At 63.7% G+C, this 23,731-nt stretch carries 22 protein-coding genes, 1 tRNA gene and 2 pseudogenes; 20 read left to right on the forward strand and 5 right to left on the reverse strand.

The annotated features are described in order from the left end of the window. The first annotated feature begins 28 nt into the window (after positions 1 to 28). From A5686_RS21675 to xerD, 4 genes are all read left to right on the forward strand, one after another. Positions 29 to 973 (forward strand): copper transporter, encoded by a 945-nt coding sequence (locus tag A5686_RS21675; RefSeq protein ID WP_067938500.1) that lies wholly within the window; start codon positions 29 to 31, stop codon positions 971 to 973. Positions 974 to 1,095: 122 nt separating this feature from the next. Then, on the forward strand, positions 1,096 to 2,847 hold the full coding sequence (locus A5686_RS21680) for a CTP synthase (protein ID WP_067938502.1): 1,752 nt from the start codon (positions 1,096 to 1,098) through the stop codon (positions 2,845 to 2,847). Continuing rightward, on the forward strand, positions 2,840 to 3,463 hold the full coding sequence (locus A5686_RS21685; protein WP_067938505.1) for an NUDIX hydrolase: 624 nt from the start codon (positions 2,840 to 2,842) through the stop codon (positions 3,461 to 3,463). The genes A5686_RS21680 and A5686_RS21685 overlap by 8 nt, the downstream gene beginning before the upstream one ends. Beyond that, the gene (gene xerD / locus A5686_RS21690; RefSeq protein WP_067938507.1) at positions 3,460 to 4,401 is read left to right on the forward strand and encodes a site-specific tyrosine recombinase XerD; all 942 of its coding nucleotides are present in this window, start codon (positions 3,460 to 3,462) and stop codon (positions 4,399 to 4,401) included. The genes A5686_RS21685 and xerD overlap by 4 nt, the downstream gene beginning before the upstream one ends. Before the next feature lie 27 nt (positions 4,402 to 4,428). Here the strand turns inward: xerD and A5686_RS21695 are convergent, their stop codons facing one another. After that, positions 4,429 to 5,184: an O-methyltransferase gene (locus A5686_RS21695; RefSeq protein WP_067938509.1), complete on the reverse strand. Its 756-nt coding sequence runs from the start codon at positions 5,182 to 5,184 to the stop codon at positions 4,429 to 4,431. A gap of 270 nt (positions 5,185 to 5,454) precedes the next feature. Between A5686_RS21695 and A5686_RS21700 the strand changes: the two genes are divergently transcribed. The 15 genes and pseudogenes from A5686_RS21700 to A5686_RS21760 all read left to right on the forward strand — a co-directional run bounded on the left by A5686_RS21700 (position 5,455) and on the right by A5686_RS21760 (position 19,358). Continuing rightward, a complete protein-coding gene (locus tag A5686_RS21700) occupies positions 5,455 to 6,318 on the forward strand; it encodes a ParA family protein (RefSeq protein WP_067938511.1) in 864 nt (287 codons plus the stop codon). Next, the gene (locus tag A5686_RS21705; RefSeq protein WP_067938513.1) at positions 6,315 to 7,142 is read left to right on the forward strand and encodes a segregation/condensation protein A; all 828 of its coding nucleotides are present in this window, start codon (positions 6,315 to 6,317) and stop codon (positions 7,140 to 7,142) included. Before A5686_RS21700 ends, A5686_RS21705 begins: the two co-directional genes overlap by 4 nt. After that, positions 7,143 to 7,850 carry an SMC-Scp complex subunit ScpB gene (scpB, locus tag A5686_RS21710; protein WP_067938514.1) on the forward strand — a complete coding sequence of 236 codons (708 nt, stop codon included), beginning with the start codon at positions 7,143 to 7,145 and terminating at the stop codon, positions 7,848 to 7,850. After that, positions 7,850 to 8,593 carry a pseudouridine synthase gene (locus A5686_RS21715; protein ID WP_067938516.1) on the forward strand — a complete coding sequence of 248 codons (744 nt, stop codon included), beginning with the start codon at positions 7,850 to 7,852 and terminating at the stop codon, positions 8,591 to 8,593. Before scpB ends, A5686_RS21715 begins: the two co-directional genes overlap by 1 nt. Further along, entirely contained in the window at positions 8,590 to 9,273 is a 684-nt protein-coding gene (gene cmk, locus A5686_RS21720; protein WP_231986448.1) for a (d)CMP kinase, read from the forward strand. The genes A5686_RS21715 and cmk overlap by 4 nt, the downstream gene beginning before the upstream one ends. Then, on the forward strand, positions 9,270 to 10,670 hold the full coding sequence (gene der, locus A5686_RS21725; protein WP_067938518.1) for a ribosome biogenesis GTPase Der: 1,401 nt from the start codon (positions 9,270 to 9,272) through the stop codon (positions 10,668 to 10,670). Before cmk ends, der begins: the two co-directional genes overlap by 4 nt. A gap of 225 nt (positions 10,671 to 10,895) precedes the next feature. Beyond that, positions 10,896 to 10,969: transfer RNA gene (locus A5686_RS21730), tRNA-Pro, on the forward strand. A 92-nt stretch (positions 10,970 to 11,061) separates the two neighbouring features. Further along, positions 11,062 to 12,255, forward strand: a complete 1,194-nt coding sequence (locus A5686_RS21735) for a site-specific integrase (RefSeq protein WP_067938520.1) — start codon at positions 11,062 to 11,064, stop codon at positions 12,253 to 12,255. A gap of 103 nt (positions 12,256 to 12,358) precedes the next feature. Continuing rightward, positions 12,359 to 12,568 (forward strand): helix-turn-helix domain-containing protein, encoded by a 210-nt coding sequence (locus tag A5686_RS28240; protein ID WP_067938522.1) that lies wholly within the window; start codon positions 12,359 to 12,361, stop codon positions 12,566 to 12,568. Positions 12,569 to 12,736: 168 nt separating this feature from the next. Further along, positions 12,737 to 13,087, forward strand: a pseudogene (locus tag A5686_RS28490) (bifunctional DNA primase/polymerase); the annotation flags it as partial. Positions 13,088 to 13,205: 118 nt separating this feature from the next. Next, positions 13,206 to 13,745, forward strand: a complete 540-nt coding sequence (locus A5686_RS28495) for a hypothetical protein (RefSeq protein ID WP_369829736.1) — start codon at positions 13,206 to 13,208, stop codon at positions 13,743 to 13,745. Between the two features lie 23 nt (positions 13,746 to 13,768). Next, a complete protein-coding gene (locus A5686_RS21745) occupies positions 13,769 to 15,763 on the forward strand; it encodes a phage/plasmid primase, P4 family (RefSeq protein WP_067938524.1) in 1,995 nt (664 codons plus the stop codon). 71 nt (positions 15,764 to 15,834) lie between these two features. After that, on the forward strand, positions 15,835 to 16,494 hold the full coding sequence (locus A5686_RS27425) for a hypothetical protein (RefSeq protein ID WP_156750182.1): 660 nt from the start codon (positions 15,835 to 15,837) through the stop codon (positions 16,492 to 16,494). A gap of 129 nt (positions 16,495 to 16,623) precedes the next feature. Beyond that, entirely contained in the window at positions 16,624 to 17,058 is a 435-nt protein-coding gene (locus A5686_RS21750; protein ID WP_067938526.1) for a hypothetical protein, read from the forward strand. 764 nt (positions 17,059 to 17,822) lie between these two features. Further along, positions 17,823 to 19,358 carry a serine/threonine-protein kinase gene (locus A5686_RS21760; RefSeq protein ID WP_067938530.1) on the forward strand — a complete coding sequence of 512 codons (1,536 nt, stop codon included), beginning with the start codon at positions 17,823 to 17,825 and terminating at the stop codon, positions 19,356 to 19,358. 17 nt (positions 19,359 to 19,375) lie between these two features. Here A5686_RS21760 and A5686_RS21765 read toward each other — a convergent pair. After that, positions 19,376 to 19,676, reverse strand: a pseudogene (locus A5686_RS21765) (M15 family metallopeptidase); the annotation flags it as partial. A 158-nt stretch (positions 19,677 to 19,834) separates the two neighbouring features. Here A5686_RS21765 and A5686_RS21770 point away from each other — a divergent pair. Beyond that, positions 19,835 to 20,611, forward strand: coding sequence for a hypothetical protein (locus A5686_RS21770; protein ID WP_156750183.1), 777 nt, complete (start codon positions 19,835 to 19,837; stop codon positions 20,609 to 20,611). 139 nt (positions 20,612 to 20,750) lie between these two features. Here the strand turns inward: A5686_RS21770 and A5686_RS27430 are convergent, their stop codons facing one another. The 3 genes from A5686_RS27430 to A5686_RS21780 form a co-directional block, all read right to left on the reverse strand. Further along, the gene (locus A5686_RS27430; RefSeq protein WP_156750184.1) at positions 20,751 to 21,596 is read right to left on the reverse strand and encodes a hypothetical protein; all 846 of its coding nucleotides are present in this window, start codon (positions 21,594 to 21,596) and stop codon (positions 20,751 to 20,753) included. A 68-nt stretch (positions 21,597 to 21,664) separates the two neighbouring features. After that, complete coding sequence (locus A5686_RS21775) at positions 21,665 to 23,194, reverse strand: serine/threonine-protein kinase (RefSeq protein ID WP_369829737.1); 1,530 nt, start codon at positions 23,192 to 23,194, stop codon at positions 21,665 to 21,667. 123 nt (positions 23,195 to 23,317) lie between these two features. Further along, positions 23,318 to 23,662 carry a VOC family protein gene (locus A5686_RS21780; protein ID WP_067938536.1) on the reverse strand — a complete coding sequence of 115 codons (345 nt, stop codon included), beginning with the start codon at positions 23,660 to 23,662 and terminating at the stop codon, positions 23,318 to 23,320. Between the last annotated feature and the right edge of the window lie 69 nt (positions 23,663 to 23,731).

Consider the following 23,731-nt stretch of genomic DNA (forward strand, 5'->3'; position numbering starts at 1 on the left):
CAATTCTCAGTTGGGACTGGTGCGTTTAATGATCTCGTTGCGTCAACATGCCTTATCGCTGGCCGCAGTCTTTTTGGCGCTGGCCGTGGGAGTCGTGCTGGGCTCCGGCTTCTTGTCGGACACCCTGTTGTCCAGCCTCCGCGACGAGAAGCGCGACTTGCACACGCAGATCAGCGGGCTCAACGACCAGAAGAATGTGCTGAACGAAAAGCTCAGCGCGGCAAACAATTTCGACACCCAACTCGCCGGTCGGATGGTGCATGACGCGCTCGGCGGCAAGTCGGTTGTGGTGTTCCGCACCCCGGATGCCCAGGACGACGACGTGGCCGCGGTGTCGAAATTCATCGGTCAGGCCGGCGGGGCGGTGACCGGAACGGTGTCGCTGACGCAGGAGTTCGTCGAGGCCAACTCGGCGGAGAAGCTGCAGACGGTGGTGAACTCCTCGGTACTGCCCGCGGGCCAGCAGCTGAGCACCAAGCTCGTCGACCAAGGTTCGCAGGCGGGCGACTTACTGGGCATCGCCCTGCTGGCCAACGCGAACACGGCGGTGCCCGCGGTGGACGATATCCAGCGCAACACCGTGCTGGCGGCGTTGCGTGACACGGGCTTCATCACCTATCAGGCCACCGATCACATGGGCGCGGCCAACGCTGCGCTGGTAGTCACGGGCGGCTCGCTGCCCCAAGACGCCGGCAACAAGGGCGTCAGCGTTGCCCGGTTCTCGGCCGCGTTGGCCCCGCACGGCTCGGGCACCCTGCTCGCCGGGCGCGACGGTTCGGCGACCGGGGGCGCCGCCGTGGCCGTGACCCGCGCCGACGCCGGGATGAACTCGGCGATCACCACAGTGGACGACGTCGACTCCGCGCCGGGCCGGATCACCGCCATTCTGGGCTTGCACGACCTGCTGGGCGGCGGCCACGCCGGACAGTACGGCACCGGACACGGGGCGACGTCGATCACGGTGCCGCAGTAGCGGGCGTGTTAGCCGCGGCACGGCGCGGCGGATGTTAGGGTGGGTTTCCGTGGGTCGGCAGGCCCATCTAGTTATTCGCTAGAACAATTTTGACGCCCTGCCCGTCTTCACGGAGGTCGCCTGTGCGAAAGCACCCGCAATCCGCCACCAAGCACCTCTTCGTCAGCGGGGGAGTCGCTTCCTCGTTGGGCAAGGGTTTGACCGCCAGCAGCCTTGGTCAACTACTGACGGCCCGCGGGTTGTACGTGACGATGCAGAAGCTCGATCCGTACCTCAACGTCGATCCGGGCACCATGAATCCGTTCCAGCACGGCGAGGTCTTCGTCACCGAGGACGGCGCCGAAACCGACCTGGACGTCGGCCATTACGAACGGTTCCTGGACCGTGATCTGTCCGGTTCGGCGAATGTCACTACGGGACAAGTGTATTCGACGGTCATAGCAAAGGAGCGGCGCGGCGAGTATCTGGGCGACACCGTCCAAGTGATCCCGCACATCACCGACGAGATCAAAGCGCGCATCATGTCGATGGCCCAACCGGACGCCCAGGGTAACCGTCCCGATGTGGTCATCACCGAGATCGGCGGCACGGTCGGCGACATCGAGTCGCAACCCTTCTTGGAGGCCGCTCGCCAGGTGCGCCACGACCTCGGCCGGGAGAACGTCTTCTTCCTGCACGTCTCGCTGGTGCCCTACCTGGCACCATCGGGTGAACTCAAAACCAAACCCACCCAGCACTCGGTGGCCGCGCTGCGCAGCATCGGTATCAGCCCCGATGCGCTGATTCTGCGTTGCGACCGCGACGTACCCGAAGCCCTGAAAAACAAGATTGCGTTGATGTGTGACGTCGACATCGATGGCGTTATCTCCACCCCGGATGCGCCGTCGATCTACGACATTCCCAAGGTGCTGCACCGCGAGGAACTCGACGCCTATGTGGTGCGCCGGCTCAACCTGCCGTTCCGCGATGTCGACTGGACCGAATGGGACGACCTGCTGCGCAGGGTGCACGAGCCGCACGAGATTGTGCGGATCGCCTTGGTGGGCAAGTACGTTGAGCTCTCCGATGCGTATCTGTCGGTCACCGAGGCACTGCGCGCCGGCGGGTTCAAGCACCACGCCAAGGTGGAGTTGGTCTGGGTTGCTTCCGACGACTGCGAGAGCGCGGCCGGTGCCGCGTCGGCCCTGGGCGACGTGCACGGCGTGCTGATCCCGGGCGGGTTCGGCATCCGCGGCATCGAGGGCAAGATCGGCGCCATCCACCACGCACGCACGCGCGGACTGCCGGTACTCGGCCTGTGCCTCGGCCTGCAATGCATCGTGATCGAGGCCGCCCGCTCAGCCGGTCTGACCCAGGCCAACTCGGCGGAATTCGACCCCGAGACGCCCGACCCCGTCATCTCTACGATGGCCGATCAGGTCGATATCGTCGCCGGCGAAGCCGACCTTGGCGGCACCATGCGGCTGGGCGCCTACCGCGCGGTGCTCGAACCGGAATCGATTGTGGCCCAGGCATATGGCGCCACGGACGTATCGGAGCGCCACCGCCACCGCTATGAGGTCAACAACGCCTACCGCGACAAGATCGCGGAAAGCGGCCTGAAGTTCTCCGGAACGTCTCCCGACGGCCACCTGGTGGAGTTCGTTGAGTATCCGCCGGACGTGCACCCGTTCATCGTCGGCACCCAGGCTCACCCGGAGCTGAAGAGCCGGCCCACGCGGCCGCACCCGCTGTTCGTCGCCTTCGTCGGCGCGGCGATCGACTACAAGGCGGGCGAGCTGCTGCCCGTGGAGATCCCGGAACAGTCGTCGAACGGCATCCAGCATCGGGACAGCGCTGCGCGGCCGATACCTGAGCCCGCGACCCGTGGCTGACCACGTCTTCGAGACGGAGTCGTCCGAAACGCTGTACACCGGAAAGATTTTCGCGCTGCGCAGCGACCGCGTGCGGATGCCCGCCGGCAAGGTGGTAACCCGCGAGATCGTCGAACATTTCGGCGCGGTCGCCGTGGTCGCGATGGACGACCGCGGCAACCTCCCGATGATTTACCAGTACCGGCACGCCTTCGGTCGGCGGCTGTGGGAGCTGCCCGCGGGACTGCTCGATGTCGCCGGCGAGGCGGCTCATCTCACCGCGGCTCGCGAACTCATGGAGGAGGCGGGGCTGAAGGCGGCAGACTGGACGGTGCTCGTAGACCTCAATTCCACACCGGGCTTCAGCGACGAGTCGGTGCGCGTCTATCTGGCCACCGGTCTGACTCAGGTCGAGCGGCCCGACGCGCACGACGAAGAAGCCGACATGACATTGGAGTGGTATCCGCTGGCCGACGCCGCCCGTAAGGTGCTCAGCGGTGAAATCGTCAATGCCATTGCCGTGGCAGGAATTTTGGCCGCCCACGCCGTGACGACAGGGTTCGCTCAGCCGCGTCCAGTGGACAGCCCGTGGCAGGACAAGCCGACGGCGTTCGCAGCGCGCAAGGCCGCGCAATGACGACGGTGGCGCTGGACACGCAGTTGCAGGGCTACCTTGACCATCTCACGATCGAGCGCGGCGTCGCCGCGAACACCCTGAGTTCGTACACCCGCGACTTGCGTCGCTACACAAAACATCTGTCGGACCGGGGAATTCACGACCTGGCCAAGGTGGGCGAGAACGACGTGAGCGAATTCCTGGTGGCGCTGCGCCGCGGCGATCCCGACACCGGAGCCGCCGCGCTGTCGGCGGTGTCGGCGGCGCGGGCGCTGATCGCGGTGCGCGGTCTGCATCGGTTCGCCGCCGCCGAAGGGCTGGCCGAACTCGACGTGGCGCGTGCGGTCCGGCCACCGACGCCGGGCCGCCGGCTGCCCAAAAGCCTGACCATCGACCAGGTGCTGGCGCTACTGGAGGGTGCGGGTGGCGACAGCCCGGCCGACGGACCGCTGACCCTGCGCAACCGGGCGCTGCTGGAACTCCTATATTCCACCGGCGCACGGATTTCCGAGGCCGTCGGCCTCGACGTCGACGACGTCGACACGCACTCGCGGTCGGTGTTGTTGCGCGGCAAGGGCGGTAAGCAGCGGCTGGTGCCGATCGGACGTCCGGCCGTGGCCGCACTGGACGCGTACCTGGTACGGGGTCGTCCGGAGCTGGCACGTCGCGGGCGCGGCACGCCGGGCATCTTCCTCAACGTGCGCGGCGGACGGTTGTCACGGCAGAGCGCGTGGCAGGTTTTGCAGGACGCGGCAGCGCGTGCCGGCATCACCTCGGGGGTGTCGCCGCACATGCTGCGGCATTCCTTCGCCACGCACCTGCTGGAGGGTGGCGCCGATGTGCGCGTCGTGCAGGAGCTGCTCGGGCACGCCTCGGTGACGACGACGCAGATCTACACCATGGTCACCGTGCACGCGCTGCGCGAAGTGTGGGCCGAGGCCCACCCCCGGGCCCAGTAGTTTGTGCACCCGGGCTGCTCGGCCCGCTCATCCGCCTAGGTAGTCAGACTCCAGCACCAGGTCGGACAGCAGTGTCTGGTACTCGACGTGGGTCTTATGCTCGACGGTGTTGAACCGCTTGCCCTGCTGCAGCCGCATGTACTCGCGGTACTTCGGCGCCCCCGGCACCCGGACGTTGTCGGCGACCACGATCGAGCCAGGATGCAACCACTCCCGATCCAGGATGCTGGTCAGGTCGTCCAGGTAGGCGTCCTTGTCGTGATCGAGGAACACGAAATCGAGGGTGCGGGCGGCAAACCCATGCTCGTTGGCCAGCGCATCAAGGGTGCGCCCGCCGTCGCCGATGGTGCCGACCACACACGTGACCCGATCGGCGACGCCGGCGTGCGCCCAGATCTGGCGGGCGTTGGCGGCGTTGGCCTCGGCGAGTTCGACCGAGAACACCTTGGCGTTCGGGGCGGCACGGGCGATGCGCAATGCGCCGTACCCGCAGTACGTGCCCAGCTCGAGCGCGAGCGACGGACCGGCGCGCCGCACTGCGGCGTCGAGCAGCAGCCCTTTCTCGTCACCGACGTTGATCAGCAACGATTTTTCGTAGGCGAACTTGTCGATGGTGGCCAGCACGTCGTCGATGTCGCCGGCCCGCGCGTTCTGCAGGACGTACTCGACGGCGGCCGCCTCGCGCCCGTCACCGATCTGGCCGGTGGTGGTGATGTTTCGGGCACCGGCGGCTACGCGCCAGAACGACCACCGCAGGAGAGGAATCCGTCGCTTGAGATTCATAGACGTCACGATAGGCCGGTGGCCGGTTTGAGGCCGTGGTGGTGCTGATTGGTGATTCGCAGAAGCGATAGCGCCGGTGCTAGCGCGGTTCGAAGCCGCACACCCCTCGGAAATGGTGCTGCTGTGACTGAAGTTAATAGGCTGCCGGGATGTGCGTTCCGCCACCGATTTTTGGTCATATTGGCTGGTTAATTGCCTGCGGGTCGCCCGGTTTCGCGCGAGGAACCCGTTAGACTTTCCGACGATGTTCATCTCCCGAACACCCCCGCCATGACCGAGCAGCCGGACAACGGCGTCGAGCTCGGTCTGACCGGGCGGCCGCCGCGGGCGATCCCGGAGCCACAGCCGCGCACTTCGCACGGCCCGGCCAAAGTCGTCGCCATGTGCAATCAAAAAGGCGGCGTCGGGAAGACCACGTCCACCATCAATTTGGGTGCCGCGCTCGCCGAGTACGGCAGGCGGGTGCTGCTGGTGGACATGGACCCGCAGGGCGCGCTGTCCGCCGGCCTGGGCGTCCCGCATTATGAGCTGGACAAGACCATTCACAACGTCCTGGTCGAGCCGCGGGTGTCGATCGACGACGTGTTGCTGCAAACCCGGGTCAGGCACATGGATCTGGTGCCCAGCAACATCGACCTGTCGGCCGCCGAGATCCAGCTGGTCAACGAGGTGGGACGCGAGCAGACGCTGGGCCGCGCGCTGCATCCGGTGCTGGACCGCTACGACTATGTGCTGATCGACTGCCAGCCGTCACTGGGGCTGCTCACCGTCAACGGCCTGGCCTGCGCCGACGGCGTGGTGATCCCGACCGAATGCGAGTACTTCTCGCTGCGCGGGCTGGCGCTGCTGACCGACACCGTCGACAAGGTGCGCGACCGGCTCAATCCGAAGCTCGAGATCAGCGGGATCTTGCTCACCCGGTACGACCCCCGCACGGTCAACTCCCGCGAGGTGATGGCCCGGGTCGTGGAGCGGTTCGGTGACCTGGTGTTCGACACCGTCATCACCCGGACCGTCCGATTCCCGGAGACCAGCGTCGCCGGCGAACCCATCACCACGTGGGCCCCGCGGTCCACCGGGGCAATCGCCTATCGCGCGCTGGCCCGCGAGTTCATCGACCGATTCGGCGCGTGAACGCGACCGAAACCGGTGAGGCGCCACAGCAGAACGGCTACGGAGCTGGCTTCCAAGTCCGCCTGACCAATTTCGAGGGCCCGTTCGACCTCCTGCTGCAGCTGATCTTCGCCCATCGCCTCGACGTGACCGAGGTGGCGCTGCACCAGGTCACCGACGACTTCATCGCCTACACCCGGGAAATCGGTCCGCAGCTGGAGCTCGAGGAGACCACGGCATTCCTCGTGGTCGCCGCCACGCTGCTGGATTTGAAGGCCGCCCGACTGCTGCCGGCCGGACGGGTCGACGACGACGAAGATCTCGCGCTGCTGGAGGTGCGCGATCTGCTGTTCGCCCGGTTGCTGCAGTATCGCGCGTTCAAGCACGTCGCGGAGATGTTCGCCGAACTCGAGGCCACGGCGTTGCGCAGTTATCCGCGGTCGGTGTCGCTGGAAGACCGGTTCACCGAACTGTTGCCCGAGGTGATGATCGGCGTGGACGCCGAACGCTTCGCTCAGATCGCCGCGATCGCGTTCACCCCGCGACCCACACCGACGGTGTCGGTCGAGCACCTGCACCAGGTGCAGGTCTCGGTTCCCGAGCAGGCCAAGAAGTTGCTGGCCATCCTGGAGGCACGGGGCAGCGGGGCGTGGGCCACGTTCTCCGAGCTGGTCGCCGATTGCGAGGCGTCGATGGAGGTGGTCGGGCGCTTTTTGGCGCTGCTCGAACTGTATCGGTCCCGGGCGGTAGCATTCGACCAGTCAGAGCCGCTTGGCGTGCTCCAAATCTCGTGGACCGGGGAGCGTCCGGCCAGTGAAGCCTTGGTAGAAGTGCGGGACGAATAAGTGACTGAAGATATGCCGGACGTCGATCTCGACGCAGCTCTCGACGTGGGCATCCCGGACATCGCCGAAGTCGTGCCCATGGAGTCCGAAGAACTCGGCGCGGTGCTCGAGGCGCTGCTGCTGGTGGTGGACACGCCGGTCACCGCGGAGGCGCTCGCGTCGGCCACGCAGCAACCGGTATACCGGATCGCCGCCAAGTTGCAGGAGATGGCCGAGCAGTTCACGGAACGCGACAGCGGCATCGACCTGCGGAAAAACAGCGAGGGCTGGCGGATGTACACCCGTGCCCGGTTCGCGCCCTATGTGGAGAAGCTGCTGCTCGACGGAGCGCGGTCCAAGCTCACGCGGGCCGCGCTGGAGACTCTGGCCGTGGTCGCCTACCGCCAGCCCGTGACGCGTGCGCGGGTGAGCGCGGTGCGCGGCGTCAACGTCGACGCCGTGATGCGCACGCTGCTGGCGCGCGGCTTGATCACCGAAGCGGGAGTCGACGAGGACACCGGCGCGACGACGTTCGCCACCACCGACCTGTTCTTAGAGCGGCTGGGGCTGACCTCGCTGGCCGACCTTCCGGATATCGCGCCGCTGCTTCCCGACGTCGACACGATCGAGGACCTCAGCGAATCCCTGGACAGCGAGCCACGTTTCATCAAACTTTCCGGCGGTCAGCCGTCAGACCCGGCGATGACGTTCGACGTGGACCAGGATTGATGGAGGAAGTACAGGGGATCCGGCTGCAAAAAGTGTTGTCCCAAGCCGGAATTGCGTCGCGGCGGGCCGCCGAGAAGTTGATCATCGACGGCCGCGTCGAGGTGGACGGCCACGTGGTGACCGAATTGGGCACTCGCGTCGACCCGGACTCGTCGGTGATCCGCGTGGACGGCGCCCGGGTGGTGCTGGACGATTCCCAGGTCTACCTCGCCCTGAACAAGCCGCGCGGTGTGCACTCGACCATGTCCGACGACCGCGGCCGACCGTGCATCGGCGATCTGGTGGAGCGCAAGGTCCGCGGCAACAAGAACCTGTTTCATGTCGGGCGCCTGGACGCCGATACCGAAGGGCTGATCCTGCTCACCAACGATGGCGAGCTGGCGCACCGGCTGATGCATCCTTCCCACGAGGTCGCCAAGACGTACCTGGCGACGGTGACCGGATCGGTGCCGCGAGGGCTCGGGAAGAAGCTGCGTGCTGGGATCGAATTGGACGACGGCGTGGCCAAACTCGACGAGTTCGCGGTGGTAGACGCCATCCCCGGCAAGACGCTGGTGCGGGTGACGCTGCACGAGGGCCGCAATCGCATCGTGCGCCGGCTGCTGGCGGCCGCCGGATTCCCGGTGGAGTCGTTGGTACGCACCGACATCGGGCCCGTGGCGCTGGGAAAACAGCGACCGGGCACAATTCGGGCGTTGGCTCATCACGAGGTCGGCCAGCTCTACAAAGCGGTGGGCCTGTGAATGGAACGATCATTGCCATCGACGGCCCGGCGGGCACCGGAAAGTCTTCGGTATCAAGGGGATTGGCGCAAGCGCTCGGTGCGCGCTATCTGGATACCGGCGGTATGTACCGGACGGTGACCCTGGCCGTGCTGCGCGCCGGCATCGATCCCGCCGACGCCGACGCCGTCGCCCGCGCCGCGCAGACGGTAGAGATGTCTGTGGACTATCAGCCCGATGGCGACCGTTATTTCCTGTGCGGAGAAGATGTCTCGACGGAAATCCGCGGTGACCGGGTCACCGCCTCGGTGTCGGCGGTGTCCGCGGTGCCCGCCGTCCGCACCCGGCTGGTCGCCATGCAGCGCGAAATGGCCCAGGGCCCGCGCAGTGTGGTCGTCGAGGGCCGGGACATCGGCACCGTCGTCCTGCCGGATGCGCCCGTGAAGATCTTCCTGACCGCATCGGCCGAAACCCGGGCGCGGCGGCGCAACGATCAGAACGTGGCGGCGGGCTTGGCCGACGACTACGAGGCGGTGCTGGCCGACGTCCGCCGGCGCGACCATCTGGATTCCACCCGGGCTGTGTCACCGCTGCGGGCGGCCCCGGACGCGGTGATCGTCGATACCAGCGAAATGACCGAGCCCCAAGTTATTTCACACCTGCACGATCTGGTCAGGCAGCGGACCGGAGCGGTGCGGTGAGTCAAGACGGCACGTGGAGCGACGAAAGCGACTGGGAGTCAGTTGGATTCGGACTCGACGAACAGGAGGAGGTAGGTCCGGCGCCCGTAGTGGCGGTTGTCGGCCGGCCCAATGTCGGCAAGTCGACGCTGGTCAATCGGATTCTCGGGCGGAGAGAGGCGGTGGTGCAGGACATCCCGGGTGTCACCCGCGACCGCGTGTCCTACGACGCGCTGTGGACGGGTCGCCGGTTCGTCGTGCAGGACACCGGCGGATGGGAGCCGGACGCCAAGGGACTCCAACAACTGGTGGCCGAACAGGCATCGGTGGCCATGCGCACCGCCGATGCAGTGATCCTGGTGGTCGACGCGTTGGTCGGCGCCACCGCGGCCGACGAGGCCGCCGCACGGATCCTGCTGCGGTCGGGCAAGCCGGTTTTCCTGGCGGCCAACAAGGTTGACAGCGACAAGGCCGAGGCGGACGCAGCGCTGCTGTGGTCACTGGGGCTCGGCGAGCCGCACGCCATCAGTGCCATCCACGGCCGCGGGGTGGCGGATCTGCTCGATGAGGTGCTTGCCGCGCTGCCCGAGGTGTCCGAGGTGGCGCCCACGTCCGGCGGACCACGCCGCGTCGCGCTGGTCGGCAAACCCAACGTGGGCAAGAGCTCGCTGCTGAACAAGCTGGCCGGCGATCAGCGCTCCGTGGTGCACGACGTCGCTGGAACGACGGTTGACCCGGTGGACTCGCTGATCGAGCTCGGCGACAAGGTGTGGCGGTTCGTCGACACCGCGGGCTTGCGACGCAAGGTGCGCCAAGCCAGCGGGCACGAGTTCTACGCCTCCGTGCGTACGCACTCGGCCATCGATGCGGCCGAGGTGGTCATCGTGCTGATCGATGGATCTGACCCGCTCACCGAACAGGATCAGCGGGTTTTGTCGATGGTCATCGAGGCCGGCCGGGCCCTGGTGCTGGCTTTCAACAAGTGGGATCTGGTGGACGAGGACCGCCGTGAGCTGTTGGAGCGCGAGATCGACCGCGAACTAGTGCAGCTGCGGTGGGCACCGAGGGTCAACATCTCCGCCAAGACGGGGCGGGCGTTGCAGAAGCTGGTGCCCGCGATGGAGACCGCACTGGCCTCATGGGATACGCGGATTTCGACCGGCGCGCTGAATTCCTGGCTCAAAGAGGTGGTGGCGGCCACGCCGCCCCCGGTGCGTGGGGGCAAGCAGCCTCGCATCCTGTTCGCCACCCAGGCGACCGCTCGGCCCCCGACGTTCGTTCTGTTCACCACGGGTTTTCTGGAGGCCGGGTATCGGCGGTTCCTGGAGCGCCGGCTGCGTGAGACCTTCGGGTTCGAGGGATCACCGATCCGGATCAATGTGCGGGTGCGCGAAAAGCGGGGAGCCAGGCGGCGCTGAGCGCCTGTGGCGCGGAGCCAGTCGGCGCTTGGACCCATCTGGCGATTCCCAAATGCGGTAGCACCCGCGCTGGCGCGTTTGGGATTTACTGCATGGCCTCGCCTGGCCCGGAGCGGCAACGCCGGACGTGACATGCGGGCCACGCTATAGCGGAGGTCACTGGGCGGCCTGGCCGACCATCTACGGTAGGCTTTCGACCTGCCGCCGGTTGCATGCATCGGCGCGCGGGCTGTGGCGCAGTTTGGTAGCGCACTTGACTGGGGGTCAAGTGGTCGCAGGTTCAAATCCTGTCAGCCCGACACAGTTCAGAAGGTGTTTTCACCTCTCATAGGAATCCAGCCGAAGGGCTGGGACCCCAATTCATACCCCAATTGGCCGGTAAAATGGCGCCGTGGCAAAGCGCGCAGCAAACGGGCGGGGAGCAGTCCGGCAACGTACCGATGGACGCTGGGAAGCCCGGTTGTCGTATCGGGACTCCGCTACGGGAGAACGCAAAAGAGTCTCCGTCTACGGGGCCACGCAGAAGCTCGCGCTGGCCGAACTGGACAAGGTGCAGGATCGGTTGGAGGCGGGGAAGCCTCCGAGGGACGCCACCTCGACTGTGAGCGCATGGCTCGTGCACTGGCGAGCGACCACCTTGGCTGCCAGTGACCGCAAGGCGGCGACCAAAGAGTTGTACGCCAACCTCAGCCGTAAGCACCTTGAGTCCGGCCCCCTCGGTGCAGTGCGGCTGGATCGGCTCAAGCCCTCCGACATCGAAGGCCTGGTGCTCTCGATGCGAGCAGCGACTAAGCCGGGCAAACCGACCCAGGAACACCCCAACCCTGAGCCGGTGCGAGCACTGTCCGACTCGACCATCCGGCAGACGTTCACGATTCTGCGCCAGGCTCTCGACGGAGCTGTGCGCGACGGCCTGCTGGCGCGCAATCCCTGCCATCTGGTGAAGCGTCCCGGAGTTCGGCGAATCGAGGCCAAGTACTTGGACACCAGCACGGTCTCGGCCCTCCTGGTGGCTGCTGGCGGTCTGCGCTACGCGCCGGTGCTCAAGCTCATCGCCTCTACCGGACTGCGGCGTGGCGAAGCACTGGCGCTCCGCTGGGCTGATGTGGATCTCGACAACGGCGTACTGCTGGTGCGCGGCACGCTAAGTCGAGTCAATGGCAAGCTCGCCATCACCGTGCCCAAGACCGAGCGGTCACGTCGAGAGATCCCGTTGGCACCTCCTGTGGTCGCCATGCTCAAGGCACACCGCAAAACCCAGCTGGAAGAGCGGCTGCGCGCTGCCAATGTATGGCAGGACACCGGCCTGGTGTTCACGTCGGAGTTGGGCACCCCCGTTGAGCCCAGCTCTGTGCTGCGCGACATCAAGCTGGCCTCGGCCGAGGCAGGCCTGGAAGGTGTTGGCGTGCATACGCTGCGGCACAGTACAGCCGTCGCCTGGTTGGAAGGCGGTACCCACATTCGGCAGGTGGCCGACCTGCTGGGCCACAGCTCGATCAGCATCACAGGTGATGTGTATGGGCATGGCTCTCAGGATGGGGCCAGGGCTGCCGTGGTGGCTCTGGGTGTTCAATTAAGTCTCTGAGCCGCTGACCGGGATAAATCCGCTTATCAAACTAAATTCTTTCTAAGACAACGCATTTAATTAGTTCCCTTATTGGGGGGGGCCCGCGGTAGCTTCCGATCTCATGTACGCACGTGAGGGGCTACTTGTGCACGATCAACTTCTTTCGATACCGACCACCCAAACGAGGCTCGGCGGGGTCTGCCGCCGGATGGTCTACACACTGATCGAGCAGGGGCAAATCAAACGGGTGAAGGTCGGTTCACGGGCCTTCATCACGGAATCATCTGTGGACTCCTACATCGCCCGCCTGACTGAGACAGCGGCATCCTGATGTCCTCAAGGCCCTCGGTTCGAGACCGCGATCCGTGCAATGTCGTTGCCTTGACGGCGGTTCCACGGATGCCTCGTACTCGACTTGCGCAGACAAGCCGAGGCCCCCGCGTCAACGGAGGCCTCGGACATATACCCCACTTTGGCAAGTTAGAAAGGAATGAAATCAATGGTAGCAGCACAATTGCTCAGTACAGAGGACCGGCAAGGTCGTGAGCTAGCGGAGATTCTGCTGCACGAGGCTGTCGAATACGCTGAGCATCACTGGCCGATCATCCCACTGCGTGGCAAGGTTCCGGCTATCCCCAGCGCCCATCCTGCGTTTAAGAACATTGGCTGCTGTACACCACTGCCGCCCCCGGATCCTATGCGCGGCAAGTGCAAGGGTGGATGCGGGAAGCTCGGCCACGGCGTCTACGACGCCACCGACGACGTGGTCACGGTGCGGACCTTATGGTCCGGTCCGTATCGAGGTTGCAATATTGGTGCCCGGGTTCCGAAGTCGATGCTGCTGATAGACATCGATCCGCGTCACGGGGGGAACATTAGTTGGGCCAGAATGCAGAGGCACTACGGAAAGTTCCCCGAGTGCCTTACGACCGTCTCGGGGCGCGGGGGACGGCGGTGTTCATCTATACGTGCGCCGTCCTCCCGGCAGGCTGATCTCCGAGAACTTGGGTTCCGGTATCGAGCTGAAGACGTCGACGAGCCTTGGCGTGCAAGCTCCCTCGATCCACCCGGTTACCGGCAAAAGCTACGTGCGGATCGACGGGCCGGTTCCAATCCCACCGGAGTGGTTCATCGAGCTGGTCGTTGATGGCCGCCGCGGTCGGTCCAGATCAACGTTGCGCGAACACAACTTTCCGGCCGGCTCAGTCGCAGACGATTTCTGCGCAGCGACGAGCTGGGTGGAGGTCCTGGGCCCACATGGCTGGGAGTGCTTAGATTTCGACTCGGAGGAGGACGGTAGCCGCTGGCTTCACCCGGCTGCGACGTCGTCGTGCTCGGCAACGATCCGTCATGGGTGCTTGTTCGTGTACTCCACTAACACGCCATTCGAAGTGACCGAGGCGGGATCGCCCAAGGGCTACACGAAATTTCGAGCTTACGCGGTGCTGAACCATAAAGGTAACCTTCGAGCCGCGGCCCGCGCTCTTAGACAGGGGGCCGGACTGTGATTGATGCAGGATCCGTTGATCCGATGCCCGAGAACGACGGTCGGCCGCCGGAAGACGAAAGCAACGATGGCGACACCCATCTCGATGGAGATGCCGAGAACACGCAGAGTGACCGCGAGGAAGCGACCCAAGACGAGAATTGCTACGTCATCGAGCCATTGCCCGGTCTTCCTCATGACGACTACGGGCGGGAGTTCGATGCTCCGCCGCCATCTGCGCCGATGGAAGTGGCGCGCAGGATCGATCGACTGTTCCGTACGGACAGCGGTCGCACCCTTCTATCTTGGCGTGGCGGTTGGAAGCGTTGGCACGCCACACATTGGAGTGAGTTGGACGTGGCGCAATTGCGCAGCCACATCTACCGCAGTCTGAGCGGCGCCACCTACGAGCACGCGATGGCCAACGGGGTAGAGACGAGGAGCTGGAACCCCGACCGGCGCAAGGTCGCGAACGTGATGGAGGCGATGGGCGCACTGGCGCACTTTCCCTTCGACATCGATCCTCCGTCGTGGATCTCGGAAAGCGAGGTGAAAACTGACGCTGCCCAGATGATTTCGTGTGCCAACGGGCTGCTCGATTTACCCCGGAGAACGCTGATTGGCCACACGCCGTCGCTATTCAACCTCGTCTCGGTCCCATTGTGCTACGACCCGGAGGCCCCTGAGCCCACCGTCTGGCTTGAGTTCTTGGACTCGCTGTGGTCCGGCGATCCTGAGTCGATCATGTTGCTCCAGGAGTCTTTTGGCTACCTGCTCTCGGGGCGGACCGACATGCACAAGTTGCTGGCGTTAATTGGCCCGATGCGTGCGGGAAAGGGCACTATCGCGCGGACGCTCACCACGCTGATCGGCAAAGGCAACGTGGCGGGTCCTACGCTGAGCAGCCTGGGGACTAACTTCGGCCTGTCGCCCCTATTGGGCAAGCCGGTAGCCATCATCTCAGACGCCCGCCTTGGATCTGGGCCATCGCACGCTGTCGTTGAGCGTCTGTTGTCGATCACCGGCGAGGACATGCTGACCGTCGACCGTAAGTACCGAGAGCCATGGACGGGCCGGCTGCCGACTCGGTTCGTCATGCTGTCCAACGAACTGCCAAGATTCACCGATTCATCAGGTGCGATCGCTACCAGGATGCTCATTTTGCAACTGACGAAGAGCTTCCTCAACCGCGAGGATCGCACGATAGAGAGTCGCCTACTACCCGAGATGCCGGGGATCTTGAATTGGGCACTTGAAGGCTTGGACAGGCTCGTCGCCAACGGTAGGTTCACCGTTCCTGGATCCTCCGAGGACGCCACCACCATGATGATGGACCTCGCTTCGCCGGTGTCGGCGTTTGTGCGGGAGCGGTGCGAATTGGGGCGGGACAAGGTCGTCGAGAAGGACCTTCTTTATGTCGCCTGGAAGCTGTGGGCCGATTCGAACGGGCACCACGCCGGAGCAAAGGTCACGTTCGGCCGGTCTCTGCATGCCGCGGTGCCGGGGTTGGGCAGGGCCGACATCCCCATCGACGGCAAGCGGGTGCACGGTTACCGGGGCATCGGTCTGCTCGCCGGAAGCGACTACCGCGAAAACAATTCGAATCAAACTGCGCAGCCTGCGCATGGGGCTGAATCCGCAGCTCACAATGGTTTCAACGACGAAAATCATTCTGCGCGAGCGGCGACGGCTTCCTTTGGGGGCAATGAGGCGCAAGCGGCTGCGCCGGATAAGTTCGGACAAAACCGCAGGTCAGGGGCTACTGCGCAAGCTGCGCGGGATGAAACCCAATGTAGGTCCTACAACGGGCACCAAGGGCCGTTGACGAAAGTCCCTCCAACACAAGGGCAGGAGGGGCAGGACTACGCGGGGAGAGCAAGGTCGGTTGACTTCGCCGCATTGAGGAGGCGGGACACTGCGACCGCCACGGCGGACAGCGGCAAGCCAGCTGCACCCGTCCGTATCAACGGTCGACCCATCGACCGGAGCGCCCACTATAAGGCCTCCCGCAAGCGCGACAGACGGAGCCACAGGCGATGAGGGCTTCGAGGGGGCGCTCGGTTCAGAAACAAATTACGGACTGCACGGATACAAAAAAGGAGATCACCATCGTGACTAACACTCCCTGGCAACGGAGACACGACGTCGACGACGACGAGGCAAAACATTCCTACGCCGACAAAATCATCCGCATCAGAAACATCTCGGACAGATTGGCTGACATCACCTGTCGACGACGGCGGATCGACAGAAAGACCCTGTCGTGGCTCCAATCTCAGCTTCAAGAACTCGCTGACGGCGTCTACGACGAGACGTTGGCTCAGATGACGGTCGCAAACATTGATGTGGATCCTCTGCAGGCCGCTCTCCTGAAGGCATTCTACGAAACTTACAGTGATGGAACGCCTGTCTGGACGCGCGCAGAAGGCACTGGTGCAGCGGGCGATCCCGGGCCTGCCGATTTCTACAGCCGAAGCATTCAACGGCGCGCCGGCGGGCTCAGAGGACCCTTGCCGCCAGGCTGCGAAGTAAGTGTGGCAGACCCGCCTCACCGTCGCCAGAGAACTGAAACTCCAACGTCGTTCGCCTCGTTACAGGAAATACTGCTCAGACGGGCGAATGAGTTTCATGAGGGTGTGGCTTTATCGGCAACTAATCACATGTCGGAGAAGAAGAACCGATCCCCTTCTGGCTTTAGTCCCACCGTCGTGCGAAGTAGACCTGAAAACGGTCATTCGGGTGTACGTGCTGTACGACAAGAGCAGCGCTGATCATCGCGAAGTGAGCCCGGCGGACACGCATAACGCGGTGTGGCAGGCGTGAGCTAAGGCCGTCCTCAAAGCAATGCCGCACTGGACCGTTATGCGGCTTCAACCCACGCAAAAGAAAAGGACTTCGTAATGGCTACTGCTGAGGACCATAAAAAGTACATCTACGCTCTGGGGTCTCGGACCATCCGGCGAGCGGCCTTTAGAGTCGATGAAGCCGAACTGGATCACGAACTACGCGCGGCACTCCTGAGGGACCTCGACATGGCGACGTTATGGCTGAAGGCCGCTGCCTTTCTTGATCGGCTGCCGAGAGGTGCTGGGGGAGGCGAGAATAGCGAGGGAGATATTACTGACTGGGACGTCTACTCTGACGGTCGACCAGTTTCCAACCAGATTGAGTGGTACGGGAGATACACCAGCCTGGTGCACCGCCCCGATGCGTCCGTGGACGATATGGAAGATGGCGAACTAGAGCCCGAACTCTCTCCCTGCTGCCAACAGTATCCAGGAGACAACGCCGATTTCGACGAAGACGGGGACACCGCGAGCGGTGAACGCCTGTAGAAAGCTGCAATCAGAACGTGTCAGCATGAACTTCATGCCGCTCAGCAGCGGAGATGGGTGAATGAGGATCTCGGGTGGGCGTGTATGCGACGGCCGGTTCGAACGCATTGAGCCGCGTTGCCACATTTGCCGTGATGAGGAAGTTCGCCTACGGGTCAACGAGCTGCTGGATTGGTGTCGTGTCCCGATTGCGTGGCGTCCCGGCGGCACAGTAATGACTGCCAGTTACGCAGACATTCTGCGTGAGGTGAACGAAGGTCGTGAGAAGGCAGACCGGATCACTCACGCCAGCCTGCGAGTCCACGCCAAGCGTCACTACCACTTCGAGGCGGTGGCGGCTTACTGGGCAGCTCAGATAGACAAGAAGCTGCGGAGCGCCCTGGACGGATTCCGAGGTCCAAAACCTATTGCCTAGCTATAGGCAGCTGGTGTTAAGTATGCGGTCCGGTTGTTGCAGATGACGTTTCGCGATAGGCCGGCTATAGGTTCGAGGTAGCCGAGCACTGCCTCCATGAGCCGCCAGAGCTGCGGGCGAGGGGAGGTGGACTGGACTCGGCCGCAAGTCGCAATCTGCAACTAGTCAACGCGCCGAACTCGACCCGGGTTTGCGTCGACGACCTGGCCAGCCTTAGTACCCCGATGCGCACACGGTTTCGCGTACTAATTGGCTTCTGTGCTTGCTTCGGTGACTCCGGTTTCGGCTTATCGGACCCGCGACGTCGGTGACCGACCGATAATTCTTGGCGGCACCTTAAGGGGGTGGCGTGGTCACAGCAGACGACCGCATTGGATCGACGTTCGGCAAGTATCAACTCAGACGACTGCTCGGACGAGGCGGCATGGGGGAGGTGTATGAGGCTTACGACACCACCAAGGATCGAACTGTCGCGTTGAAGATCCTGCGCCCAGAACTGTCCTGCGACGAGCGTTTTCGGACCAGATTCCAGCGGGAGTCCCACGCCGCGGCGATGCTGGAGGATCCCCATGTCATCCCCATCTACGACTGGGGTGAGATCGGCGGCAGTCTGTACATCGATATGCGGCTGGTCCGCGGCCGAGACCTCCACGAGCTGCTTAGGCGCGGCCCGCTAGACCCGGCGCGTGCCGTTGGGATCATCCGCCAGGTCGCCTCAGCGCTGGATGCCGCTCACGCGCGGGGGTTGATCCATCGCGACATCAAGCCGCAGAACATCCTGCTCACGTCGGCAGACGATTTCGCCTACTTGATCGACTTCGGCATCGCGCAAAATCTCGCCGATACCCGTTTGACCATCGAGGGTTCGGCGGTCGGTTCGGTGGCGTATATGGCTCCGGAGCGGTTCGAGGACCGGCCGACCACCGCGGCGGTGGACGTCTACTCGCTGGCCGCTGTGCTGTATGAAATGCTCACCGGTGAGGTTCCTTATAGGGCCAATGGGCTTGAACAGGTGATCGCCGCCCACACTTCCTTGCCGCCGCCGCGCCCCAGCATGGTCAACCCTCGGCTGCCGGCTGCCTTCGACGACGTCATTGCCCGCGGGATGGCCAAAGACCCCGACGACCGATTTGGCACCCCCGGGGGGCTGGGCCGTGCGGCCCAACGCGCTCTGGATGGAACGTCCTCACCTGGGTCCGACAGTGGACCGTTTGCGACGACCCGGCAGGCACCCCCCCGTTACCGCGGGCCTAGTGCCGGTGACGCGGCCCCGTTCCGTCCGGAAGGGCAACCCGGACCGCAGGGATTGAGTCGACCCCGGCCGTGGTTGGCGCCGGCGGCGATCGTCATGGGTGCGGTGTTGTTGGCTGGTGTGGGTGTCATCATCGGGTTGCTGGTTCAGCAGAACCATGTCACCTCGCCAACGCCAGGCATCGTGCGCAGCAACAGCGCCGACAAGAACTCCGGCGCGGAGGTCTCAACACCGGGTCCCACGGTGTCGGTCTGGAGCAATTCTGCTCCGCCTATTTCGTCGACGCCATCATCGACCAACCCGACCGTGGCGCCGATGTCGTTGACCGGCAATTGGTCTGGACCCGTCTCCGGCGACCAAACGGGTTTCGATGTGGTCGCCGACATCGTCGACGGCGCACAGCTCACCGGCACGGTGAGCTACCCGGGGCTCAACTGCGCCGGCACCTGGAAAGGGCATGGCTCCACAGCGAACGGAATACGGTTACTTACCGAGACGATCACGCAGGGCAACTGCGTGACCTCGGAAATCACTCTCGCCCCGCAGAACGATGGCACGCTCTACTTCACGTCCACCTACTACGCAGCGTCCAAACAACGGCACATCACCGTATACGCGACCCTGCACCGGTAGACGCGCGGATGTCCGGCTCAGTGGACGGGGACATTGTTGATCGGGCGTTCAACACGGGCGGCCGGGCCGTCGAAATGCCACCACTCGCCTGAGTACGGTGTCAACCCGCTGGTACTAATAACCTGCCGCAGATGGGCCCGGTTGGCCTGCTCGGTCGCGCTGACGCCTTCAGTTGCGAATGCATTGGCGCGAGTCGAGAAGTCGTCGAAGTCTGTGCCCATGTCGACTATGCAAAAGTCCACCCAGCTGCCGTGGGGGCGTGCACTGGCTTGTTGCGCTCGCAATTGTCACGTCAACTGAGCGCCCCGCCTCGTGGCTGCGCTGCCCTCCATGCGGTGACGATCTTCAATCGGCTAAGCGAGGTCTGAGAGGAACAGCGTACGTCTCCATGGCCATGAGAAAGTTGGCCGGCAGAAAAGCGACGGTCACGACCGGAGGGTCTTCACCGCCAATGCTCCCGCCGTACCTTGGACTGCGTGGGAAACATGGATGGGCAAGAGTCGATCATCGTATGCATCGGCAAACGCTCCAAAAAGATGTTCGGGTATGCGTCATTCATCGAATGGCACCGCACCTCCTTCTACATTAAGTCGCAATACCTTCCCCTGCAGACGATGAAGGTCAGCATCCACGGAACTGATCCCAGACCGCAGCATCTCGGAAAGCAGCACTTTCGGCTCGACGTTGAACGCGATCATCTTGTTCAAGCGGCCTTAGATGCAGGCGGCGGTTGGGGCGCGGACCCAGGGCAGTATCTGCCCCTCGACTTCGTCGGCAGAGAGATCGACGAGCACACCCTCCATATAGTTCGGTTCTCCGCAGATTGGACAATGTTCGTCAAGGGCGTTCCATCGGCTCCAATCCCGCAGCTGCAGCCAGGAGTTACTTTGCACGCGGTAGGGCCTGCGCCACCACCAGGGCAAGTAACCCATGTCGACCTGTACCTCAGCACCGGTGAACCGTACTGGCCCGACGAGCAACTGGCGCGAGCGCGCAACGCTGGTTTCGGGCCGATTGTCAACAGCGCTGGCATGAAGTTGACAGCTGTTGTCGCCAAGCGATCAACGCAGTTTGAACAAGACCCTCTCGGAGACCTAGTAGGCGATGCGCCGTTTGAAGACTGCGTTCGTGGGATCGCCGCGAAGGTCGATGACACGGGCTTGCTATGGATGTGCGAGAAAATGATGCCCCGCACCCGGCTTGGTTCCGCTAGGCCGGTGCGAGGGCGACGCGACAAGAGCCACCAAGGCTAGTTGCCTTAGCCACGGCCTGAAGCCTGGTTCAGCCCGAACGTTCAGGGTGGTGCGACCTTTCTGCCCCGCAGCTGGTATGTACTTGACTCATCAACTCCGAGTCGGTAAGCGCCCGGCCATATTAGCTGGCTGGACTGGCTCAGTAGCAGTGCGGAATGAGTCCGTTCCATCGGTAGGAAGGTATGCCGTTGTATTTTTCTGAGATGGGTGCGCCTTCGTAGCCCGTCGCGAACTGGGGCGGCGTGGATGTCGGGTAAGCGACGATGAGTTGCGTGTAGTAGCCAATATCGGCTGGGCATCCAGAGTCGGCGGGCGGGGATGCAGGCCCTGAGAAATGGACTTCGACGCGGTTTCTGGTTAACTCGCCCTCGGCGCAGCTCGGTGTGCAGCCCTTGACAGCTTCGAAGCCCGCTCCGTCTGCCGCGTCGGGACCCCACGAACTCCAGGTCAAATTCTCGAACCAGTGACCTTTGCAGAGAAGCCCTGCTGTGGAGGGTTTCTCAGCAACCGACGCACTGTCGTAGCAGGCGGGAAGCGCAGTGTGGGACACGGGAGCTGACTCTGGCGGAGTTGTTGCCGTGCGAGCCGAAGGCGGTGCCGCAATCGAGGTTGTGGGAGACAGCTGAGTTGTCGCGATTCCTGGTGGTGCGGTTCTGTTGTCAGCGGGGGGTGGCGTTGCGTGATCCTTTTTGAACATCACCACTCCCACCACGACCGTAATCGCCGCCACGGCAGCACCTACCGAAATAAGCGCCGCAGCGTGCCCGGTGACAACGCTCCAAGAGTGACGCTCGGGCTGGGCATCATCATTCTCATGATCATCGGTGTCGTCTTCGTCAGACCACGCCTTGCCTAGTGGTTCGGCCCGACCGGCCACATTCCGCGAGCGGGTAGAGAAATCGTCACCTATGACCCCGGTCGCGTCGTTGGACGCGCTAGCTTCAGTGGCGTCGTGGGCCGCAGTCTCGGGTTCCTCGGCGCTCATGGATCACAGAGTTTATGCCGCCCGGGCGGGTAGGCCCGGATATGGTCGCGTCGTTTCCCTTGACGGGATCAGCTCCCGGGTTCGATTCCCTGGCCGATCGCGATGAACCCGTCGGCGCCGATGTCGATCGGCCGCTGCTGGCCGGTGACCTTCTTACCGACGACATCCTTCATGTTCGTCGCAGTCTGGGTAGCCGTGGCCGTGTCGGCAAACACCGCGATCGTGTCGATAATGGTGCGCTTGCCGTCGGGGTTCTTGAAGACCTGTCCCACGCCCGTGATGCCGCTGGGGTTCTGACTCGGCGGCCCATCAACAACAGCGTCGGGACCGACATCACTAGGTTGGATCAATAGTGACGTGAAGTCAGTTGCACCCGATGGTCTTGCGCTCTCGGAAGTAGTCGCGGTGGCCGTCGACAGTGTGGGGGTCGATGGTATCGAGGGTGACGACGATATCGAGGATGATTCAGAGGGTCGTTGTTTGACGAGGCCGGGAATGCCGATGGCCAACGCGATCACGGCGACCAGTGCGACGGCGCCAACGACGAGTGCGATTGTGGTGCGTCGACTGATCGCGTTGCCCCGTGTCGGTATGGGTGGATTGGGTGGCGTAGCTCGCTCTTCGAAGGTCACAGACCGGGCCTCGGCGGTTGTCGGTTGCGCGGTGACACGAGTGCCTACCGGCTCCGTCGGCGGCAAGCATGCCCGTTCCGTCGCCGGAAAAGTCGGGGGGCTCGGTGTCGGTCGGCGGACGGGCTCGGTCATCGCGTCACTGGCGGCGTTGGCTAGCTCGATGGTGGTGGCATAGCGCTGGTTTGGTTCTTTGGCCATGCCGGTCGCAATGACCTCATCGACCAGTGGAGACACATCCGGTCGGGTGACCGAAGGTCGAGGCGGCGGGGTGTTGAGGTGCGCAAACATGAGCTGAGCGGTACTACCGGCAAAGGGTGGCTCTCCGGTCAGAGCTTCATAAAGCACACAGGCCAATGAGTAAATATCAGCCCGGGCATCCTCTTCGATTTGGCTGTCGAGCCGCTCGGGCGCGATGTACTGAAGGGTCCCGATCATGTGTCCTGATTTGGTCATTCGTGTTTCGTCAGCGGCGCGGGCGATCCCGAAATCAATCAGGTAGGCGAAGTCATCATCGTCGAGCAGGATGTTGGATGGTTTTATATCGCGATGGATCAGACCCACCTTGTGGGCGGCATGCAAGGCTTTGGCGACCTGGTCGATGATGCGCACGGCACGTGCCGGTTCTAGCGGCCCCTCGGTCAGAAGGGCGCCCAGGTCGCGGCCGTCGATCAACCGCATATCCACGTAGAGGCGGCCACCGATTTCGCCGTAGTGGTGGATGGGAATGACATGTGGGCTGTTGAGCTGGGCGGCGGCTTCGGCTTCGCGTCGGAAGCGATGCACGAACTCATTGTCGTCAGCCAGATACGGTGGCAACACCTTGATGGCCACGGTGCGCTTGGTCTCCGTGTCATATGCACGCCACACCTCACCCATGCCCCCGCGACCCAGCATCTCGATCAGGCGGTAACGCCCGAACGGCGTGCCCTCCACTGTGCTCCTCCATGGCATATCAGTCAGCGACACAATAGGACCTTGCGACAGCCCAGGGGCAGGAAGTGGATGCATTCACAGCGACTGTCGAGAGCTACCAGCCACGGGGCTGCTCGTTCGACTATGAGCTGTCGGCACGAAGCTGTGACCCACGAATCAACTGATCACGTCGGTCAGGTGCACCCGATTACCGTTCGGGTCCGCAGTCCGGACCCGCCTCACACCGGGGATTTCGTATGGAACGCCGAGGCGGGTGAGTTCCGCTGCGACTGAGGCGACATCGGTTACGTGGAATCCGAGCTGCACCTTCGCGATTGGTTTGTCCCCCGCAGGAAAGAGTTGAAGGACGGTACCGGTCTCGCCGACATGACCGTCGACTGTGTGTGGTCGACCCGGTTGGTCGTCGTTGAACAGGGTGATGCCTATGGCGCGATAGAAAGCTGCGGATTCGTCGACATCGGCTACATAGAGGGTGAGTTCCAGCAGCGAGTGGGTTGCCATAGCGTGAGTCTGGCAGGACCGTCTGACAATTCGTCCTTCCGAGACATATCGGTCGTCGCGTCGAAGCAC

The organism is Mycobacterium sp. E2479 (assembly GCF_001667925.1).
Classification (GTDB): domain Bacteria; phylum Actinomycetota; class Actinomycetes; order Mycobacteriales; family Mycobacteriaceae; genus Mycobacterium.

What these genes read in the sequence shown, in the direction of transcription:
- A5686_RS21745 (WP_067938524.1), top strand. Translation starts at nt 13,769, where the DNA reads ATGCCCGAGAACGACGGTCGGCCGCCGGAAGACGAAAGCAACGATGGC.
- A5686_RS21780 (WP_067938536.1), bottom strand. Translation starts at nt 23,662, where the DNA reads ATGGCAACCCACTCGCTGCTGGAACTCACCCTCTATGTAGCCGATGTC.
- A5686_RS27430 (WP_156750184.1), bottom strand. Translation starts at nt 21,596, where the DNA reads ATGAGCGCCGAGGAACCCGAGACTGCGGCCCACGACGCCACTGAAGCT.
- A5686_RS21750 (WP_067938526.1), top strand. Translation starts at nt 16,624, where the DNA reads ATGGCTACTGCTGAGGACCATAAAAAGTACATCTACGCTCTGGGGTCT.
- A5686_RS21675 (WP_067938500.1), top strand. Translation starts at nt 29, where the DNA reads ATGATCTCGTTGCGTCAACATGCCTTATCGCTGGCCGCAGTCTTTTTG.
- A5686_RS21700 (WP_067938511.1), top strand. Translation starts at nt 5,455, where the DNA reads ATGACCGAGCAGCCGGACAACGGCGTCGAGCTCGGTCTGACCGGGCGG.
- A5686_RS21715 (WP_067938516.1), top strand. Translation starts at nt 7,850, where the DNA reads ATGGAGGAAGTACAGGGGATCCGGCTGCAAAAAGTGTTGTCCCAAGCC.
- A5686_RS21695 (WP_067938509.1), bottom strand. Translation starts at nt 5,184, where the DNA reads ATGAATCTCAAGCGACGGATTCCTCTCCTGCGGTGGTCGTTCTGGCGC.
- xerD (WP_067938507.1), top strand. Translation starts at nt 3,460, where the DNA reads ATGACGACGGTGGCGCTGGACACGCAGTTGCAGGGCTACCTTGACCAT.
- A5686_RS28240 (WP_067938522.1), top strand. Translation starts at nt 12,359, where the DNA reads ATGTACGCACGTGAGGGGCTACTTGTGCACGATCAACTTCTTTCGATA.